Annotated in this window: 21 protein-coding genes; 11 read left to right on the plus strand and 10 right to left on the minus strand. The window is 62.4% G+C overall.

What is annotated here, in order from left to right; translation table 11 throughout:
• The first annotated feature begins 2 nt into the window (after positions 1 to 2).
• Complete coding sequence (gene ctaD / locus SPICUR_RS01565) at positions 3 to 1,577, plus strand: cytochrome c oxidase subunit I (RefSeq protein ID WP_041381998.1); 1,575 nt, start codon at positions 3 to 5, stop codon at positions 1,575 to 1,577.
• A 148-nt stretch (positions 1,578 to 1,725) separates the two neighbouring features.
• Positions 1,726 to 2,586 carry a cytochrome c oxidase subunit 3 gene (locus SPICUR_RS01570; RefSeq protein WP_041381570.1) on the plus strand — a complete coding sequence of 287 codons (861 nt, stop codon included), beginning with the start codon at positions 1,726 to 1,728 and terminating at the stop codon, positions 2,584 to 2,586.
• 4 nt (positions 2,587 to 2,590) lie between these two features.
• Here SPICUR_RS01570 and SPICUR_RS01575 read toward each other — a convergent pair whose 3' ends face one another.
• Complete coding sequence (locus SPICUR_RS01575) at positions 2,591 to 2,809, minus strand: twin transmembrane helix small protein (RefSeq protein WP_023365366.1); 219 nt, start codon at positions 2,807 to 2,809, stop codon at positions 2,591 to 2,593.
• Between the two features lie 96 nt (positions 2,810 to 2,905).
• Here SPICUR_RS01575 and SPICUR_RS01580 point away from each other — a divergent pair, with 96 nt between their 5' ends.
• Genes SPICUR_RS01580 through cyoE form a run of 4 tightly spaced genes read left to right on the plus strand, consistent with a single transcriptional unit; the run spans position 2,906 to position 6,178 of the window.
• On the plus strand, positions 2,906 to 3,631 hold the full coding sequence (locus SPICUR_RS01580) for an SURF1 family protein (protein ID WP_023365368.1): 726 nt from the start codon (positions 2,906 to 2,908) through the stop codon (positions 3,629 to 3,631).
• Positions 3,628 to 4,221, plus strand: coding sequence for a hypothetical protein (locus SPICUR_RS01585; protein ID WP_023365370.1), 594 nt, complete (start codon positions 3,628 to 3,630; stop codon positions 4,219 to 4,221). Before SPICUR_RS01580 ends, SPICUR_RS01585 begins: the two co-directional genes overlap by 4 nt.
• Positions 4,218 to 5,228: a COX15/CtaA family protein gene (locus SPICUR_RS01590; protein ID WP_023365372.1), complete on the plus strand. Its 1,011-nt coding sequence runs from the start codon at positions 4,218 to 4,220 to the stop codon at positions 5,226 to 5,228. Before SPICUR_RS01585 ends, SPICUR_RS01590 begins: the two co-directional genes overlap by 4 nt.
• Positions 5,229 to 5,278: 50 nt before the next feature.
• Complete coding sequence (cyoE, locus tag SPICUR_RS01595) at positions 5,279 to 6,178, plus strand: heme o synthase (protein WP_023365374.1); 900 nt, start codon at positions 5,279 to 5,281, stop codon at positions 6,176 to 6,178.
• Between the two features lie 93 nt (positions 6,179 to 6,271).
• On the opposite strand, the gene lipA is transcribed toward cyoE, so the two are convergent.
• Both lipA and SPICUR_RS01605 read right to left on the minus strand, forming a co-directional pair.
• On the minus strand, positions 6,272 to 7,279 hold the full coding sequence (lipA, locus tag SPICUR_RS01600; protein WP_023365376.1) for a lipoyl synthase: 1,008 nt from the start codon (positions 7,277 to 7,279) through the stop codon (positions 6,272 to 6,274).
• 19 nt (positions 7,280 to 7,298) lie between these two features.
• Complete coding sequence (locus SPICUR_RS01605; RefSeq protein ID WP_023365378.1) at positions 7,299 to 7,502, minus strand: hypothetical protein; 204 nt, start codon at positions 7,500 to 7,502, stop codon at positions 7,299 to 7,301.
• A gap of 68 nt (positions 7,503 to 7,570) precedes the next feature.
• Here SPICUR_RS01605 and SPICUR_RS01610 point away from each other — a divergent pair, with 68 nt between their 5' ends.
• Positions 7,571 to 7,819 carry a sulfurtransferase TusA family protein gene (locus SPICUR_RS01610; RefSeq protein ID WP_041381572.1) on the plus strand — a complete coding sequence of 83 codons (249 nt, stop codon included), beginning with the start codon at positions 7,571 to 7,573 and terminating at the stop codon, positions 7,817 to 7,819.
• Here SPICUR_RS01610 and sohB read toward each other — a convergent pair.
• Positions 7,791 to 8,795: a protease SohB gene (gene sohB / locus SPICUR_RS01615; RefSeq protein WP_023365382.1), complete on the minus strand. Its 1,005-nt coding sequence runs from the start codon at positions 8,793 to 8,795 to the stop codon at positions 7,791 to 7,793. The two genes, SPICUR_RS01610 and sohB, sit on opposite strands and share 29 nt — an antisense overlap.
• 98 nt (positions 8,796 to 8,893) lie before the next feature.
• On the opposite strand from sohB, the gene SPICUR_RS01620 reads away from it, so the two are divergent.
• The 3 genes from SPICUR_RS01620 to SPICUR_RS01630 are packed head-to-tail and all read left to right on the plus strand — an operon-like array spanning position 8,894 to position 10,606.
• Positions 8,894 to 9,199 carry an ORF6N domain-containing protein gene (locus SPICUR_RS01620; RefSeq protein WP_041381574.1) on the plus strand — a complete coding sequence of 102 codons (306 nt, stop codon included), beginning with the start codon at positions 8,894 to 8,896 and terminating at the stop codon, positions 9,197 to 9,199.
• The gene (locus tag SPICUR_RS01625; protein WP_023365386.1) at positions 9,196 to 10,014 is read left to right on the plus strand and encodes a cytochrome c oxidase assembly protein; all 819 of its coding nucleotides are present in this window, start codon (positions 9,196 to 9,198) and stop codon (positions 10,012 to 10,014) included. The genes SPICUR_RS01620 and SPICUR_RS01625 overlap by 4 nt, the downstream gene beginning before the upstream one ends.
• Positions 10,015 to 10,021: 7 nt before the next feature.
• A complete protein-coding gene (locus SPICUR_RS01630) occupies positions 10,022 to 10,606 on the plus strand; it encodes an SCO family protein (RefSeq protein WP_041381999.1) in 585 nt (194 codons plus the stop codon).
• Here SPICUR_RS01630 and ilvD read toward each other — a convergent pair.
• Positions 10,603 to 12,294 carry a dihydroxy-acid dehydratase gene (gene ilvD / locus SPICUR_RS01635; RefSeq protein WP_023365390.1) on the minus strand — a complete coding sequence of 564 codons (1,692 nt, stop codon included), beginning with the start codon at positions 12,292 to 12,294 and terminating at the stop codon, positions 10,603 to 10,605. The two genes, SPICUR_RS01630 and ilvD, sit on opposite strands and share 4 nt — an antisense overlap.
• 118 nt (positions 12,295 to 12,412) lie before the next feature.
• Here ilvD and zapE point away from each other — a divergent pair, with 118 nt between their 5' ends.
• Positions 12,413 to 13,543, plus strand: a complete 1,131-nt coding sequence (gene zapE, locus SPICUR_RS01640; RefSeq protein ID WP_041381576.1) for a cell division protein ZapE — start codon at positions 12,413 to 12,415, stop codon at positions 13,541 to 13,543.
• 221 nt (positions 13,544 to 13,764) lie between these two features.
• On the opposite strand, the gene SPICUR_RS01645 is transcribed toward zapE, so the two are convergent.
• The 5 genes from SPICUR_RS01645 to SPICUR_RS01665 are packed head-to-tail and all read right to left on the minus strand — an operon-like array spanning position 13,765 to position 17,481.
• On the minus strand, positions 13,765 to 14,697 hold the full coding sequence (locus SPICUR_RS01645) for a histone deacetylase family protein (protein ID WP_023365394.1): 933 nt from the start codon (positions 14,695 to 14,697) through the stop codon (positions 13,765 to 13,767).
• A complete protein-coding gene (locus tag SPICUR_RS01650; RefSeq protein WP_023365396.1) occupies positions 14,694 to 15,134 on the minus strand; it encodes a DUF4426 domain-containing protein in 441 nt (146 codons plus the stop codon). The genes SPICUR_RS01645 and SPICUR_RS01650 overlap by 4 nt, the downstream gene beginning before the upstream one ends.
• 12 nt (positions 15,135 to 15,146) lie before the next feature.
• Positions 15,147 to 15,749, minus strand: coding sequence for a methionine biosynthesis protein MetW (gene metW, locus SPICUR_RS01655; protein WP_023365398.1), 603 nt, complete (start codon positions 15,747 to 15,749; stop codon positions 15,147 to 15,149).
• Positions 15,746 to 16,900: a homoserine O-succinyltransferase MetX gene (gene metX, locus SPICUR_RS01660; RefSeq protein ID WP_023365400.1), complete on the minus strand. Its 1,155-nt coding sequence runs from the start codon at positions 16,898 to 16,900 to the stop codon at positions 15,746 to 15,748. Before metX ends, metW begins: the two co-directional genes overlap by 4 nt.
• A gap of 2 nt (positions 16,901 to 16,902) precedes the next feature.
• Positions 16,903 to 17,481 carry a YggT family protein gene (locus tag SPICUR_RS01665; RefSeq protein WP_023365402.1) on the minus strand — a complete coding sequence of 193 codons (579 nt, stop codon included), beginning with the start codon at positions 17,479 to 17,481 and terminating at the stop codon, positions 16,903 to 16,905.
• Between the last annotated feature and the right edge of the window lies 1 nt (position 17,482).

The following is a 17,482-nucleotide window of genomic DNA, read 5'->3' on the forward strand; positions in this document are numbered from 1 at the left end:
AGATGACGGCAACAACCTATGATCACGCGGCGCACGAGGGGGAGCCGACTGGCTTCAAGCGCTGGCTGGTGACGACGAATCATAAGGACATCGGTTCGATGTACCTGCTGTTCTCGCTTGCTATGTTCCTCCTTGGCGGTGCGATGGCTCTCGTGATCCGTGCTGAGCTGTTCCAGCCCGGTCTGCAGATCGTCGATCCGTATTTCTTCAACCAGATGACCACCATGCACGCGCTGGTGATGATCTTCGGCGCGGTCATGCCGGCGTTCACCGGTCTCGCCAACTGGATGATACCGCTCATGGTCGGGGCGCCCGACATGGCGCTGCCGCGTATGAACAACTGGAGCTTCTGGCTGCTGCCGTTCGGCTTCGCCGTACTCCTGTCGACGCTGTTCATGCCGGGTGGTGGTCCCGCCGGTGGCTGGACCATGTACCCGCCACTGATGCTGCAGACCGGTACGGCCTTTCCGTTCGTCATCTTCGCGATCCACGTGCTCGGCATCAGCTCGATCATGGGGTCGATCAACGTGATCGCCACCATTCTGAACATGCGCGCTCCGGGTATGAGCCTGATGAAAATGCCGCTGTTCGTCTGGACATGGTTGATCACCGCTTATCTGATGATCGCTGTCATGCCGGTGCTCGCCGGGGCAGTCACGATGCTGCTGACCGATCAGTATTTCGGCACCACGTTCTTCAGCGCCGCTGGCGGTGGTGACCCGGTGCTCTACCAGCATATCTTCTGGTTCTTCGGGCACCCCGAGGTGTACATCCTGATTCTGCCGGCGTTCGGGATCATCTCCACGATCATTCCGACCTTTGCCCGCAAGCCGCTGTTCGGCTACAGCTCGATGGTGTACGCCACCGCCTCCATCGCGTTCCTGTCGTTCATCGTCTGGGCGCATCACATGTTCACGGTGGGCATGCCGCTGGCCGGCGAGCTCTTTTTCATGTACTCCACAATGCTGATCGCGGTCCCCACCGGCGTGAAGGTCTTCAACTGGGTCTCGACCATGTGGCGGGGCGCGATGACCTTCGAGGCACCGATGCTGTTCGCGCTGGCGTTCGTGTTCCTGTTCACCATCGGCGGCTTTTCCGGCCTGATGCTGGCGATCGCGCCGGCCGACTTCCAGTACCACGACACCTATTTCGTGGTGGCGCATTTCCACTACGTCCTGGTGACCGGCGCCGTGTTCGCGATCCTTGCGGCCGCGTACTACTGGATGCCCAAGTGGACCGGCCATATGTACAGCGAGCGCTTGGCCCAGTGGCATTTCTGGATGTCGGTGATCTTTGTGAATGTGCTCTTCTTCCCGCAGCACTTCCTGGGACTGGCCGGTATGCCGCGTCGTATCCCGGACTATTCAGTGCAGTTCGCGGACTGGAATATGGTCTCGAGTATCGGCGGATTCGGGTTCGGCTTCGCGCAGCTGATCTTCGTGTGGCTACTCATCAAGTGCATCCGTGGCGGCCAGCAGGCTGAAGCGAAGGCCTGGGAAGGGGCCTCCGGGCTTGAGTGGGATGTGCCTTCACCGGCGCCGCATCATACGTTTGATACGCCACCGGTCGTTCGATAACCGATGATCAACCGCGAAGTCGACCGGCGCACACGGCGCAGGATCCGCTGGACTGTGGTCCTGCTGGTGCTGGTCGTGCTGGGCATTTATCTGGGGGTTTTCCTCGATCGCTTCTAGCGATTACACCGGGGGAGAGGGAGCACAGCATATGGCACAAGCAGAAGGCGGGTATTACGTCCCGCACCAGAGCAATTGGCCGATCATCGGCAGCGTTGGCGTGACGACGCTGGTCGTCGGCATCGCTATGTATCTGGAGGGAATGGCCGTCAGCACCTGGGTCATGGGGGCTGGCGGGCTGATTACCGCCTGGTTCGTGTTCGGCTGGTTCCGTGATGTCGTGACCGAAGGTGTGAAGGGGCTCTACAGCGACCAGGTCGACCGGTCGCTGCGCTGGGGCATGATCTGGTTCATCTTCTCCGAGATCATGTTCTTTGCGGCGTTCTTCGGGGCGCTTTTCTATGCCCGTACACTGTCAGTGCCGTGGCTCTCCGGCGAGGATGCCGCGACGAGCCGCATGCTGTGGGATTCCATGGCGCTGGACTGGCCAACGGCTGGCCCGGCGAACGCGGGCATGGAATGGCAGCCGATGTCGGCCTGGCCGCTGCCGACCATCAACACGATGATTCTGCTGACCTCCGGTATGACCCTGACCGTGGCGCACCACGCCCTCAAGGCGGGTAATCGCGCGAAGCTGATCGGGTTCATGTGGGCGACTGTTCTGCTGGGCATGATTTTCATCGGCCTGCAGGGCTACGAGTACTATGAGGCGTACGCCCATCTGAACCTGCGTATGGACACCGGGATTTATGGGTCGACGTTCTTCATGCTCACCGGCTTCCATGGCATGCACGTGGTGATCGGGACCCTCATGCTGCTGGTCATCACCCTGCGATGCATGAAGGGACATTTCCAGCCGGAATCCCACTTTGGCTTCGAGGGTGCCGCCTGGTACTGGCATTTTGTGGACGTGGTCTGGCTGGGGCTCTACATCTTCGTCTACATCCTCTGAGGGGTCAGGATAGCGGGCTGCTATTCGGGGAGATGGTGCCCGTCAGAAACCCAATAACGATCAGCACAAACAGGATGATCGACAGGGTGATGCGAACGGTCAGGGCGTTCAGGGTGCGGCGCGATTCGCCCCGGTCGCGGATGAGATAGAACAGCCCCGATCCAAGGCTCGCGACAATGACGAACAATGTGAGCAGTATAGTGAGTCGAATTGCGAGATCCATCAGTCATCCCCGATCGTTTTGCGCGCAGTATAAACCAAGATTGGGGCACTGGCTGGCTTGACCCGCGCTCGCCACGGGATTCAGCTCGGCAGATTCGTGTTCGCGCCGAGTGTGCTGCCAACGGTTGTCTACCTGATCCTGTTGGTGGGCCTGATCGGGCTTGGCCAATGGCAGTTGGATCGTGCCGATCAGAAGCGGACGACCCTCGAGCAACGGGCCGCCGCCACGGAGGCGCCGGTGATTTCCATCAATGAGCAGTCGGCGACGCTGGACCGCGACGAGTACCGTCGGGCGACAGCGGTCGGGCGTTTCGATACCGATCACCAGTTCCTGCTCGATAACCAGGTGGAAGACGGACGGATTGGCTACCGTGTGATGACCCCTTTGAGGCTTGAGGAACGGGATACGGCGGTACTGGTTGACCGTGGATTCGTCCCGATCGCCGACAGTCGCCAGAAACTCCCAGCGTTGCCCCCGGTTGATCCACAGGCACGTATCAGCGGTCGGATCAGCGCTGGACCGTCCGTCGGCATGCGTCTGGGTGATGCCGCGGATGGTACAGATCGGTGGCCAAGGCGTTTGCAGTACATGGACTTCGACTACATGAACGCCACGCTCGACTATCCGCTCAGCGATTACCTGCTGGTGGAGGGGTCGCTGGCGACTGACGCGGTGGCGCGCTCGAGTGATCGCGATGCATGGCGCTTCGGGCCGGCGCGTCATGAAGGTTACGCGGTGCAGTGGTTTTCGCTGGCCGCTGCGCTCACGCTGATCTGGCTGGTGGTGAATACGCGCCGGCGACAACAAGGAGATGCCGCTTGATCGAACGACTCAAGGGCCGTTGGCAGCCGTTTGCGCTGTTGGCGCTATTTATTCTGCCGACCGCCGGCGCGATGGTTATGGTGTTCAGTGACTGGCGCCCCAGTACATTCACCAATAATGGTGATCTGGTCCAGCCCGCCGAGCAGCTCAGTCCCGAACAGTGGCAAGGGGTGAGTGAAGCGGCACCGACATTGGCCGGTGACTGGCTCATCATCGCTCCGCAGCGCGGCGACTGTGGTAGTGACTGTCGCGACCGCGTGGATCAACTCAACCGGGCGCAGATCGCCCTCGATCGGGATATCGAACGCGTACAGCTCGTGGTCCTCCAGCCCGACTCGCGAGAGACACCGGTGTTCGACCCCGTCCCCGGTATCCTTAATCTATCGGCGCCGGCCGCGGTGGTCGATCGTCTCGCCACGCATGAGGGCGAACCGATGGCCGCGCATATTGTCGACTATCGCGGGTACCACGTGATGCGCTATGCCCGGCCTCTGGATGCCTCGGGGCTGCTGGACGATCTGGAAAGCCTGCTGAGTCTGGCGAAAGAAGAGGCGGAGCGCCGAGCCCTTGAGGAGGTCGTGACTGAATGAACGCTCACCCCTGGTTTTTCCGCCTGAGTCTGGTTGCAACGGCCATGGCCCTTTGTGTTGTTGTCCTTGGCGCGTGGGTCCGACTCACCGACGCCGGGCTTGGCTGCCCGGACTGGCCCGGTTGCTATGGTCAGTGGGATGTGCCGAACACGCAGGAAGCGATCGCCGCTGCAAACGAGGCCTTCCCGGATACGCCCGTGAATGTTGGTAAGGGCTGGCGGGAAATGGTCCACCGCTATCTCGCGAGCGGACTGGGGCTGCTGATTGTCGGGCTGGGCGTGTTCGCCTGGCGCCAGCGCCATCGCCCCGGCCAGCCCTGGCGGGTTCCGCTGCTACTCATTGCTCTGGTCTGCTTTCAGGGATTGCTGGGGGCATGGACCGTCACCTGGCAGCTCAAGCCGGCGGTGGTGACAGCGCACCTGCTCGGTGGACTCGCCACCCTGTCCCTGCTCTGGTGGGTGACCCTGCGCAGCAACCACCTTGGGGGTGGTGGCCGGCTGTCTCGAGTCTCTGGACTGGGGGCATTCCTGGCGATCGGAACGCTGGTGGCGGTCGGTCAGATCAGCCTGGGTGGCTGGACCAGTACCAATTATGCCGCCCTTGCCTGCAACGACTTCCCGGCGTGTAGTCTCGGGGAGTACTGGCCGGATGAAGCGGATTTCGCCGAGGGCTTCGTGCTGTGGCGGGGCCTTGGCGTCAACTACGAGTTTGGTGTGCTGGACCATCCGGCACGAATGGCGATCCATCTCGTGCACCGGGTGGGAGCGATTGTCGTGACCCTGGTGTTGGGGGGGCTCGCCTTCTGGCTCTGGCGGGCCGGTGGCCTGGGGCGCACCCTGGGGATGGCTGTCGCCGGGGCGCTGGTGCTTCAGGTGCTGATCGGCATCGGTAACGTGCTCTACAACTTGCCGCTGGCTCTCGCGGTCGCGCACAATGCGGGCGCAGCATTGCTGATGCTGGTGCTTGTAACCGCCATCCACGTCCGGCAGCCCATTGCGCAACCATGAGCCGATATCCCGACGCCACAACCCATCCGTCTTCCGGCGTTGCTGCATTCATGCAGCATACGCTGCAGCACTGGCGTGATTATTACGAACTGACCAAGCCTGGCGTCGTCGCGTTGATGGTATTTACAGCGGTGGTTGGCCAACTGTTGGCGAGCCCCGGTGCGATCCCATGGATGGCGCTGACCGTGGGGAATATCGGCATCGCGCTGGCGGCGGGCTCCGCTGCTGCGATCAACCATCTGGTGGACCGCCGAATCGACGCGCGGATGAAGCGCACCGAAGGACGACCACTGCCCACCGGTGGGCTGCGTACCAGCCATGCCAGTCTGTTCGCGGGGGTACTCGGGGTGACGGGTCTCTCCCTGCTGTATTTCCTGGTCAATCCGCTGACGGCGTGGCTGACCTTCGGCTCACTGATCGGCTACGCGTTCATCTACACGCTGTTCCTCAAGCGGGCGACGCCGCAGAACATCGTTATTGGTGGCGCCGCCGGCGCCGCCCCACCGGTGTTGGGCTGGGTGGCCGTGACCGGCAGCATTGACGCCCATGCGCTGCTGCTGTTCCTGATCATTTTCACCTGGACACCACCGCATTTCTGGGCCCTGGCCATCCATCGCCGCGAAGAGTACGCGAGCGTCGATATCCCGATGCTGCCGGTGACGCATGGTGACCGGTTCACCCGCTGGCAGATCCTTTTCTACACGGTGTTACTGGTGGGCGTCACACTGCTGCCCTTCGCCACGGGTATGAGCGGTCCGGTCTATCTCGCCGGTGCGTTGATTCTGGGTGCGCGCTATCTCTGGTTTGGCTATGCGTTGCTTGCGCGGCCGGATGATCGGTCGCTACCGATGAAGTCGTTCGGCTTCAGCATTGTCTATCTGATGGCGCTGTTCGCGGTGCTGCTGGTGGATGCCTACCTGCCAGTGGCCTGGGGATTGGTGGCGGGATAACCTTTTCGTTGGAAGGCGGAGCAACCCTCCATAGCATGGCGGAATGGCACCTCAACCGGGGATTCCGGGATCCCCGGCGACGCGTTTTGACAGTCAGCCCTCGCCGGCCGCCTTGTCCAGGCCGACGTTGTTTTTCTCGAGGACGCGGTCGGCGCGATAGCTCGAACGCACCAGCGGGCCCGAGACCACTTCGAGAAAGCCCTTACCAAGCCCGATCTCGCGGTAGCGCTCGAACTGCTCGGGGGTGACGTAGCGGTCCACCGGCAGGTGATTGACCGTGGGGCGGAGATACTGCCCGAAGGTCACGATGTCGATACCGATAGCGCGGAGATCGTCCATGGTCTCGATGATCTCTTCGTCGGTCTCGCCCAGACCCAGCATCAGGCTGGTCTTGGTGAGCACATCGGGGCGACGCTGCTTGGCATACTCGAGCACGTCCAGGGTCTGCTGATAGCCGGCTCGTGGATCACGGACCGGATGGGTAAGGCGCTTCACCGTCTCGACGTTCTGCGCAAATACCTCGAGCCCGGTATCGACCACCGTGTCGATCGCCTCATGACGACCGTTGAAGTCCGGGGTCAGGGCTTCGACGGCGGTGTTCGGATTACGGCGCTTGATCTCGTGGATGCAGTCCGCATAGTGCTGCGCCCCGCCATCGGGTAGGTCATCGCGGTCCACCGAAGTGAGCACCACGTATTTCAGCCCCATGAGCTCGACCGTGGTCGCTGCGCCGTTGGGCTCGTTGTCGTCGAGCCAGCCCTTGGGGTTACCGGTATCCACTGCGCAGAACTTGCAGGCGCGCGTGCAGACATCGCCCATGAGCATGATGGTCGCCGTCCCGGCGCTCCAGCACTCGCCCATATTAGGGCACATGGACTCCTCGCAGACGGTGGCCAGTTTGTGTTCGCGGACGGTGTTGCGGACCTTCTGATAGGTCTCGCCCGTCGGGACTTTGACACGCAGCCAGTCCGGTTTATCGCCGCGCCCGACCGGTGCGGTGTCACGCTGCGCCTTGACGCCGTTCTTGATTGCACGGATCCCATTATCCTTGTCGACCTTCTGGCCGCTCACAACAACGGGGATGCCCTTGAGTTCCGGCATGTCTGACTCCTTGCCTGGTTCAGTCCTTGCCGTAGGGGTTGTTCATGACCGAGAACCAGTTGGCATGCGCCTTATCCGCATCCTTCCGGAACGCTTCAACCTCCTCGCGGCTCATTTCCTCGCGTAGACGGTCATCGCTGACCGGCCGCGGATCGTGACCCTGCCCGTCATCCGGCGATGCGTTCGGGTCGTGCTCTGTCTCTTTCGGCCGCTCATTGCTCATGACGACACCCTCCGAATCCTGATCATCTGTTGTAAAATCCAGTATACGTTCGAAAACGGACTGCCTCTATGGCCGCAACGTCACAACCCCATGCCCACCGCGAACTGGATCTACGCGGCTTGAGCTGCCCACTGCCCATCCTGCGAACCAAGCAGGCCCTCCGTGACATGTCGGTCGGTGAGTGCGTTGCGGTGCAGGCGACCGACCCACATGCCGTGATCGACTTCCGTGCCTTGTGTGACACCACCGAGCATCACCTGTTGCATGAGGAGCAGCACGGTGACGTGCTTACATTCTGGCTTGAGAAGGGCTCCTGAGCCGGGCCAGCAGCGACTCCGCAACGACGGATAGACGGCGGCTGAACGACGGCGCCTGGTGCCAGCTCAGACTGATCAGTTCCATGCGCTCGCGACGCTCGAGAAGCAGGTCATCGCTGGTCCCGAGATCATCCACAAGGCCCAGCTCAAGCGCGCGCTCACCCAGCCAGTGTTCACCGGTCGCGACCCGCTCGAGGTCGAGTCGTGGGCGGTACCGACCAATGTGGTGCTTGAACAGATCGTGGACTTCCTGGAGTGATTCGCGGAATTTCTCCCGTCCCTCGTCGGTATTCTCGCCAAACACTGTCAGATCGCGTTTGTATTCACCGGCGGTATGCAGCTCGAACTCGATATCATGGCGCTTGAGCAGGCCATGGAAGTTAGGCAGCTGCCCGACGACGCCGATGGACCCGATCACGGCGAACGGAGCGGCAACGATTCGATCCGCCACACAGGCCATCAGGTAACCACCACTGGCGGCGACGCGGTCGACCGAGATGGTGAGGCGGATGTTCGCCTCACGCAGTCGCGCCAGCTGGCTGGCGGCGAGGCCATAGCCCGGGACCATGCCCCCGGGGCTTTCGAGTCGTACCAGGACTTCATCATCGCGCTTGGCACTGGCGATGATGGCGCTGACCTCCTCGCGCAGGGAATCGACGGCGGTGGCGCGGATATCGCCATCGAAATCGAGCACGAAAAGACGCGGCAGTCGCCCTTCGCCCTCCTGCTGGCGCTTTTTCCGGCGGCGCTCTTTCAGACGCGCCAGAAGGTTGGGGCGATTGCGCTCAAGGCCATGCTGGATGCGACGGCTCATCGCCTCATAACGGCGGTTGAGCGGTTCGACCTCGAGCGCCTCGCGCTGACGGCCGCGGCGCCGGTTGCTCATACCACCGATCATGCCCAGCAGCACCCCGAAGGCGACCAGCAGGGTGAGCACGCGGGCCAGGAAAGAGGCATAATCCTGCACGAATTCCATCGCATTCTCCTTTGATGAATGCCGATCGTGTTAAAGCACCGAGTCTACGCGAGCCAACGCATGAAAGAAGCCACCCGACGCAGGGGAGGGAAAGGCCTGTGACACAGGAACCGCCATTCATCCACCGCGGCGTTGCGGTGTGGACGCTGCGTGAGCTCGACCGGGCGAGTGATGTGCCGAAGGGCACGGCTTTTCGGGCGTTCAAGCGCTGTCGGCCGGCGTTGGTGGAAGATCGCGATTTTTTCGTCGAGACCATCGCTGCACCCAGCGATGAGCCCGCCGCCCGTTTGCTCGAGCAGATGCACCGCGCCCACGCACTGTATCAAAGCAGCCAGGTGGCGATCCTCCTGACTCGCGATGCCTGTACGAAGCTGCAGGGCGTTGCTAATCTTCATTCACCATGAACACGCTCGTCACCTGGCTGCAGCCCTGGGAGCCGTCGCTACCGGTATTCCTTGCCTGTGCGCTGGCGGTCAGTCTGTACGCCATCGGCATGATGCGGGGCGCGAAACCGGGGTTCTGGGCGGCGCTGTCGTACTTCGCGGGCGTGGCGCTGATCTACGCGGTCACGCAGACCCATTACGACTATTACTCGCAGTACCTGTTCTCCGCCCATCGTCTGCAGCACCTGGTTCTGCACCACCTCGGGCCTTTCCTGATCGCCCTGGCGATGCCGGCGACGGTGCTGGCCACTGCCATGCCGGCACGTATCCGGAGTCTGCCGCAGGGGCGCGTGGCACCGGCCTTCCGGGTGCTCAGGATGATCTACCGCGGGTTCCAGCAGCCATTCATCGCGGGGACGCTATTCGTCGGTTTGATCTATTTCTGGCTGACCCCCGAGATCCATTTCGATGCCATGCTGAGCGTCGATCTCTACTGGTTCATGAACTGGACGATGATGCTCGATGGGCTGCTGTTCTGGTGGTTGATCTTCGAGCGTGGCGATCCGGGGTCGACACCGCGGCTCAGCCCCGGCCGCCGGATTCTTTTACTGGCGCTGGTCATGCCACCGCAGATCGCGCTTGGTGCCTACATCACCTTCAGCGGTCAGAATCTATTCGAAATCTACGATGTCTGCGGTCGTGCGTTTCCGATCGATCCGCTGCTCGACCAGCAGATCGGCGGACTGATCACCTGGATCCCGGCGGCCATGATGAGTGTCCTCGCCGCGGTGATCGTGCTGGCATTCCGTCTGGAGGGAAGTGAGAGCCATGCGTGAGCGTTCAATGAGCCGGATCGCGCGCTGCGCCCTGTTCGTGGTGGTGGCCTTTGCCCTGACCGCCTGTGGCGGTCGTGGCTATCAGACCAAAGGGATCGAGGGGTTGCTGCCGGATCTGTCGTTCCGCCTGACCAGTGAGACCGGGCAGACCCTCACCGCCGCCGACATGCGGGGCGCGCCCACGGTGGTTTTTTTCGGTTTTACCCACTGTCCCGATGTCTGTCCCACGGCGATGGCGCGGGTGACGGCGGCCACCGAGGCAGCGGGTGAGGATCTGGATGCCTCGCTGCAGGTGTTGTTCGTGTCCGTGGATCCCGGGCGGGATACCCCCCAGCGTCTTGCGGATTACACGAGCTTTTTCAGCGATCGGGTCACGGGCGCGACAGCGTCAGTTGAACGACTGCGTGAACTCACCAAGCGCTATCGGGCCACTTTTGGCTATGACGAGCCCAATGAGTTCGGTGACTACAACGTCTCGCACTCCAGTGCGATGTATGTGTTCGACGCGGAGGGTGACGCCCGGGCGTTATTCCGCCCGAGCGATAGTGTGACCGCGATGGCGGCGGATCTGCGGCGCATCGCCGAGGGTTAGTCTTCGAACAGGTCCTTGTCGGTCACGGCGCCGTAGGAGGCCGAGCTCACCAGCCGCGCGAACTTGCCGAGGACACCGCGACGGTAATTCGGCGGTCGCGGCTTCCAGACGGCGCGGCGTTCAGCCAGCCTTTCATCACTGACCGCGACCTCAAGCCGGTTCTCATCGGCATCGATGATCACCGTGTCGCCTTCCTCGACGAGGCCGATATTGCCGCCGGTGGCCGCTTCCGGTGCCACATGCCCCACGACCATACCGTAGGTGCCGCCGGAGAACCGTCCATCGGTGATCAGGCCGACCGCGTCGCCCAGCCCGCGGCCAATGATCGCGGAGGTGGGCGCGAGCATTTCACGCATGCCCGGTCCACCCTTCGGCCCCTCATAGCGGATGATGACCACGTCGCCCGCCTGAATGCTGTCGTTGAGGATCGCCTCCATGGCGAGCTCCTCGGAATCGAACACCCGGGCTGGACCCTCGATACGGCGCTTCTTGATTCCGCTGACTTTGGCGACGGCACCTTCGAGGGCCAGGTTGCCGCGCAGGATCGCCAGGTGGCCTTCGGCATACACCGGGTTATCGAAGTCGCGGATAACGGTCTGATTGGCGGGCGCATTGGCCGGTACAGACGTGAGCAGCTCCTCGATGGTCTGACCGGTGATGGTCATGCAGTCGCCATGCAGCAGGCCCCTGGCGAGCAGCATTTTCATGACCTGCGGTGTCCCGCCGACGTCGTGGAACTCACTGGTCACGAATCGCCCGGAGGGCTTGAGATCGCAGAGGACCGGGACGCGCTGGCGGATACGCTCGACATCATCGATGGAGAAATCCACTTCACAGGCATTGGCGATGCCGAGTAGATGCAGCACGGCATTCGTCGATCCGCCCAGCGCCATGACCACGCTCACCGCGTTCTCGATGGCCGGTCGGGTCATGATGTCGCGCGGCAGGCGCTGGTGGTGGATGGCATCGACCAGTACGTCAGCGGCCTGAGCAGCGACCTCGCGGGACTCGTCATCCACTGCAGAGACCGTGCTCGAGCCCATCAGACTCATGCCCATCGCTTCGAAGGCGCTCGACATGGTGTTGGCGGTGAACATGCCGCCGCAGGAGCCGGCCCCCGGGCAGGCGTTCATCTCCACGCCCTTGAGGTCTTCGTCCGAGAGGTTCCCGGCGGCGGACTGGCCCACTGCCTCGAAGGCGCTGACGATGGTCAGGTCCTCGCCCTTGTAGTGGCCCGGCTTGATGGTGCCACCGTAGACAAAGATCGACGGGATATTCAGCCGGGCGATGCCGATCATCGCCCCGGGCATGTTCTTGTCGCAGCCACCGGTGGCGAGGACGCCATCAAGGCTCTGGCCGTTGCAGACGGTCTCAATGGAATCGGCGATGACCTCACGCGAGACCAGCGAGTACTTCATGCCCTCGGTGCCCATGGAGATGCCATCCGAGATGGTGATCGTGCCAAAGCTCACCGGCATGGCACCGGCATTGCGCAGGGCGTCACTGGCGCGCTCGGCCTGCGCACCGATGCCGATGTTACAGGGCGTGATCGTGCTGTGGGCATTCCCGACACCGACGATGGGTTTCTCGAAGTCCTCGTCGGTAAAGCCAACGGCCCGCATCATCGCGCGATTGGGGGTACGGGCGCGTCCCTGGGTGACGGCGCGGCTACGGCGATTATCGGCCATTTCCAGTCCTTGATTGAGTGATGAAACCAGCAGTATATCGTGAAAATACGAAACTCCAGAGCGGCTGGCAATTGCCCTGAGTCATCGTCTGGAGCCATCGGGATGGCATACTCTGTCATTGACTCAAGCGAAAGGGCAGGCACAGGCGGTGACCACGCCAAGCAGCCGCTATGAGGCCGATCTGGCCGGTGGGGATTTCGTCGATGATGAAGCGCAGCGCGCCGCGGTCGAGGCGCTGGATGCGCTGCATGCGTCCCTGCTGGCGCAACCGCCGCGGCCGACGGGGTGGCGCGGCTGGTGGCGCCGTCGCCGCGGCGAGTCGAGCGATGCGATTCCGGGATTATATCTCTGGGGCGGCGTCGGTCGTGGCAAGACCTACCTGATGGACACCTTCTATGAATGCCTGCCGGCGTCGATCGGCAAGCGGCGTGTGCACTTTCACCGCTTTATGCAATCGGCGCACCAGCGTCTGCGCTGGCTGCGTGAGCAGCCTGATCCGCTGCGCAGCCTGGCCGCGGAATGGGCGGCGGATCTGCGGGTACTGTGCTTCGACGAGTTCTTCGTCAGCGATATCGGCGATGCCATGATCCTGTCTGGCCTGCTGCATGGTCTGATCGAGGAAGGGGTGACGCTGGTGGCGACGTCGAACATCGCTCCCGCCGGGCTCTACGAGGATGGTCTCCAGCGCGATCGGTTCCTGCCAGCGATCGATCTCCTCGAGCGCCACCTACAGGTGATCAATGTCGATGGTGGGCTCGACTACCGCCTCCGGCTGCTGAGCCGTGCACCGATCTATCATGTCCCGGCGGACGATCGCGCCGAGGCGGCGCTGGCAAAGACCTTCGAGCGGATGTGTCCAGAGCGCGATCATGACACGCCCGAGTTATCCATCAATCAGCGCGACATCCCGGTGCGCGCGCTCGGTGATGGAGTGCTCTGGTGTCGGTTCGCCGACCTGTGCGAAGGCCCGCGCAGTGCCGATGACTATGTCGAGATCGCCCGTCGATTCCACACTGTCATCCTCTCCGGCTTACCGATCCTCGATCGTGAGCGGGAGGATGCGGCCCGCCGGTTCGCCTCGCTGGTGGATGAGTTCTACGACCGGGGGGTCAAGCTGATCATTTCCGCCACGGCGGATGTCGAGTGGCTGTATCGGGGAAGACACCTGCATTTCGAGTTCCGCCGCATTGTCTCGAGGCTCCAGGAGATGCGCTCCCACGAATATCTGGCGATGCCGCACCGGCCGTGATTGTTGTCCCCAGACCCTGTGGACAAGTTTGTGGAGGAACACGGGGATGAATGGCGTAAATGCCCTGCTGTCGGGGCTCTTCACAAATTGGCGAATCCTTGACCAGTTTAAAATAACCAGCAAAAACAATGAGTTATTATTTATCCACTGATGTCAGGCAGTTACCGCGCTGCGACGCGGTTACCGAGTCTTGCGCTGTGCACAACCGGTTCTGTCAAGACCTATTTCATGAGTCCGCCGACATGCGCGGCTGCCCCTCTGGCGAGGGCGTCGAGGTCGTATCCGCCCTCGAGCAGTGAGCAGATGTGTCCGCCGCAGCAGTAGTTGGCCACCGCGACCAACTCGTCGGTGATCCAGGCAAAGTCATCCGTCGTCAACGCGAGCCCCGCCAGCGGATCCTCGATGGCGGCATCGAACCCTGCCGAAATGATCAGCAGCTCGGGATCGAAATCGATGAGTGCGGAAATCGCCTCGCAGTGGAACTGCTGGCGATAGTCCGCCGACCCTGTACCGTCCGGCACGGGGATATTGAGGATATTGCCGGACCGATTCTCCTTGCGGCTGCCGGTCCCCGGGAACAGGGGGTACTGATGGGTGGAGAGGTAGAAAAGCCCCTCGCGCCCGGTGAATATCGCCTGAGTACCGTTGCCGTGATGGACGTCGAAGTCGACCACCGCAATGCGTTGGATCCCGTGGACGGCCTGCGCATGCAAAGCCGCGATGGCGGCGTTGCTGAACAGGCAAAAGCCCATCGATTCGTCGGGTTCGGCGTGATGCCCCGGCGGCCGTGTGGCACAGAAAACCCGCCGCGCATCGCCGCTCTGGATTGCATCCACGGCCTGGATCGCCGCGCCGGCCGAACGCAAGGCCGCATCCCCAGATCCCGGCGACAGCGTGGTGTCGGCGTTGAACTGGGAATGACCGCTGGAGGGGATGGCGGCCATGACGGCGTCGATGTAGTCACTGGCGTGGGCGCGCTCCAGCGCTGTTCGCGACGCCATTTCCGCCTCGTGGCGCTGGAGGTCGTTGAATCCGGGCGTGTCGAGCGCCGCGAGGACCGCCTCGAGCCGCTCGGTCCGCTCCGGATGATTGCTGCCAGTATCGTGGTGGAGGCAATCGCTGTGGCTGATCAACCAGGTCGACACGTCGCTCACTCTCCCGGGTAGAAGGTCTGCTGGAATGCCACTGGGTAGACCTCGCCACCGGCATGTGGATTGACTTCGATCTCGAAAGTGAACGCATCGCCGGCCTCGATCGGGAAGGTACCGACATAGGAGACCCAGCCGTCCTCGCGGACACGTTGGGCGCCGATTTCGGTCAGCTCGTCGTCCTCGTCACGGGCGAGGATGTCCACCCGACCGGAGACCGCCTCGCCATTGCGGAGGATGGTGACCATCACCATACCCTGGGTGCGGCTGCGCACGATGCCGTATTCACGGGCGACCCGTTCGTTGAGCATGCCCGTGGGGATGGCGCTGTAGTGGATCTCGTACTCACCGAAACGATCCGACTGCTGCGCATTGACGATCATCGGGAAGGCGAGCAACAGGGTTGTCATCCAGGCAGTGATGCGATGAGCGTAGTGACTCATGTTCAGTCTCCTTCAGGCCCGGCAGATCCGGTACAGCGCGACCTCTCCGAATAGATTGGGAACCCAGCGCGCCATTAATGGGCGTTTGTAGTCATGAGATAACACGCGCCGTTCGATAATGTGAATACTCAGCTGCTCGCAGAGTGCCTCAAAGTCGTGGATGGTGCAGAAATGGATGTTGGGTGTCTCGTACCAGGCATAGGAAAGCGCATGGCTCATCGGCATACGTCCCTTGACCGCGAGATGCCAGCGCAGGCGGTAGTAGGCGAAGTTGGGGAACGTGACGATCCCGGTCCGGCCCACCCGCAGCATCTCCCAGAGGAGCTGATCGGGACGCTGCACGGCCTGCAGTGTCTGGGTGAGGATGACCTGATCGAAGGCATTGTCATCGAAATCGGAGAGCCCTTCGTCGATATCGCTTTCGATGACATTGATGCCATTGGCGATGCTCTGGGTGATGCCCGCGGGATCGATCTCCAGGCCATAGCCGGTGGCCTGACGGCGATCGAACAGATGTCTGAGCAGCCGGCCGTCGCCACAGCCCAGGTCCAGCACTCGATCTCCGCTACTCACCCAGCCGGCGACAATCTCGAGATCCGAGCGCAGTGGACTCATACCCCGACCTCCGTGGCGACCCGCTGCATGTACGTGGTGAATACCTCGCGATAGCGCGGCACCGGCATGAGAAAGGCGTCGTGTCCGTGATTGGCGCGGATCTCGGCGTAGCTGACCCGCTTGTCGGTGTCCAGCAGCGCACGGACAATCTCGTGGCTCGCCGCTGGTGGGAAGCGCCAGTCGCTGGTGAACGAGGCGACGAAAAACGGTGCCGTAACCCCGCTCAGTGCCACTGATAGGTCGCCATCATGGGCCGCCGCCGGATCGAAGTAGTCCAGCGCCCGGGTCATCAGCAAATAGGTGTTGGCATCAAAACGATCCACGAACGACTGACCCTGGTAGCGTAAATAGCTCTCGACCTCGAACTCGACATCGTAGTTGTAGCGATAGCCACCGGGTGTACCCCGCCGGTCGCGCCCGAATTTCTCGCCCATGGCCGCTTCCGAGAGATAGGTGATGTGACCGAGCATCCGCGCCAGCATCAGACCGGTACGGGGTCGATCGCCGGTGACGGCATAACGACCTTCCTGAAAGTCCGGATCGGAACGGATCGCCTGTCGCGCGACCTCATTAAAGGCGATGTTCTGAGCGGACAGTCGCGGCGCCGCGGCAATCACCACGGCATGCCGCAAGCGCTCGGGTTGATCGATGGCCCACTGCAGGGCCTGCATGCCACCCAGGCTGCCGCCCGCCACTGCGGCCCAGCGTTCAACGCCCAGATGATCAGCCAGACGGGCCTGACTGCGCACCCAGTCGCGCACTGTCACCAGCGGGAAATCAGCGCCATAGAGCTCGCCGGTCTCGGGGTTGACCGAGGTTGGGCCGGTGGAACCGTGACAGCCGCCGATGTTGTTGCTGCAGACAACGAAAAAGCGACTGGTGTCGAGCGGCTTGCCAGGTCCGATGCAGGCCTCCCACCAGCCGGGCTTACGCTCGTCGTGGCTGTGATAGCCCGCTGCGTGATGATTCCCCGACAGCGCGTGGCAGACAAGAATGGCGTTACTGGCGTCGGCGTTGAGTTCACCGTAGGTCTCGTAGGCGATCGTATAGCCCGGGAGAACCCGCCCGGAGTCCAGCGCCAGGGGCTCGTCAAAATGCACCGTCTGGGGGGTGATGACCCCGACCGATCTCTCCTCAGCCAGCGCTGTCATCGCTACATCATCAGCCCGGGTGCGATCCGGTCGAGCGGGGGGAGTACCAGCATCTTCACCACCTGGATGGCGACAATCGCCGCCAGGGGTGACAGGTCGATCCCGCCGAGATCGGGCAGGACCGCACGGAACGGACGGATGACCGGCTCAGTGAGACCCAGCAGCACGGTGGTTGCGGGGTTGTAGTCATTGGGGCTGATCCACGAGAGGATTGCCCGGACCACGATGGCGATCAGGTAGACATTGAGCAGCAGGCTGATCAGCTCCGCCGGTGTGCGCAGCAGCAGATAGTCGACCCGCGGTGTCACGCCAGCGATGGTCATCAGCAGGCTCAACGCGATGATCTGGAGGATGATCATCAGCACGATCGCCGCGATGTCGATGCCTCCCCAGCTGGGAATGAATCGACGCAATGGCTGCAACACGGGCTGGGTGATGCGCAGCAGGAACTGCGAGAGCGGATTGTAGAAATCCGCCCGCGACCACTGCAGCAGGAACCGCAGCATGACCGCCATGATGTACAGGCTGAAAAGCGTGTCCACCAGAAAGGCGAGGGGATTGGCGAGGTAACCCGGTCCCATG

The sequence above is a fragment of the Spiribacter curvatus genome (genome assembly GCF_000485905.1).
Classification (GTDB): Bacteria; Pseudomonadota; Gammaproteobacteria; order Nitrococcales; family Nitrococcaceae; genus Spiribacter; species Spiribacter curvatus.

What these genes read in the sequence shown, in the direction of transcription:
- SPICUR_RS01630 (WP_041381999.1), top strand. Translation starts at nt 10,022, where the DNA reads ATGAGCCGGATCGCGCGCTGCGCCCTGTTCGTGGTGGTGGCCTTTGCC.
- SPICUR_RS01610 (WP_041381572.1), top strand. Translation starts at nt 7,571, where the DNA reads ATGGCCGCAACGTCACAACCCCATGCCCACCGCGAACTGGATCTACGC.
- SPICUR_RS01590 (WP_023365372.1), top strand. Translation starts at nt 4,218, where the DNA reads ATGAACGCTCACCCCTGGTTTTTCCGCCTGAGTCTGGTTGCAACGGCC.
- sohB (WP_023365382.1), bottom strand. Translation starts at nt 8,795, where the DNA reads ATGGAATTCGTGCAGGATTATGCCTCTTTCCTGGCCCGCGTGCTCACC.
- SPICUR_RS01625 (WP_023365386.1), top strand. Translation starts at nt 9,196, where the DNA reads ATGAACACGCTCGTCACCTGGCTGCAGCCCTGGGAGCCGTCGCTACCG.
- SPICUR_RS01575 (WP_023365366.1), bottom strand. Translation starts at nt 2,809, where the DNA reads ATGGATCTCGCAATTCGACTCACTATACTGCTCACATTGTTCGTCATT.
- ilvD (WP_023365390.1), bottom strand. Translation starts at nt 12,294, where the DNA reads ATGGCCGATAATCGCCGTAGCCGCGCCGTCACCCAGGGACGCGCCCGT.
- metW (WP_023365398.1), bottom strand. Translation starts at nt 15,749, where the DNA reads ATGAGTCCACTGCGCTCGGATCTCGAGATTGTCGCCGGCTGGGTGAGT.
- SPICUR_RS01665 (WP_023365402.1), bottom strand. Translation starts at nt 17,481, where the DNA reads ATGGGACCGGGTTACCTCGCCAATCCCCTCGCCTTTCTGGTGGACACG.
- SPICUR_RS01605 (WP_023365378.1), bottom strand. Translation starts at nt 7,502, where the DNA reads ATGAGCAATGAGCGGCCGAAAGAGACAGAGCACGACCCGAACGCATCG.
- ctaD (WP_041381998.1), top strand. Translation starts at nt 3, where the DNA reads ATGACGGCAACAACCTATGATCACGCGGCGCACGAGGGGGAGCCGACT.
- metX (WP_023365400.1), bottom strand. Translation starts at nt 16,900, where the DNA reads ATGACAGCGCTGGCTGAGGAGAGATCGGTCGGGGTCATCACCCCCCAG.
- SPICUR_RS01570 (WP_041381570.1), top strand. Translation starts at nt 1,726, where the DNA reads ATGGCACAAGCAGAAGGCGGGTATTACGTCCCGCACCAGAGCAATTGG.
- cyoE (WP_023365374.1), top strand. Translation starts at nt 5,279, where the DNA reads ATGCAGCATACGCTGCAGCACTGGCGTGATTATTACGAACTGACCAAG.
- SPICUR_RS01650 (WP_023365396.1), bottom strand. Translation starts at nt 15,134, where the DNA reads ATGAGTCACTACGCTCATCGCATCACTGCCTGGATGACAACCCTGTTG.
- lipA (WP_023365376.1), bottom strand. Translation starts at nt 7,279, where the DNA reads ATGCCGGAACTCAAGGGCATCCCCGTTGTTGTGAGCGGCCAGAAGGTC.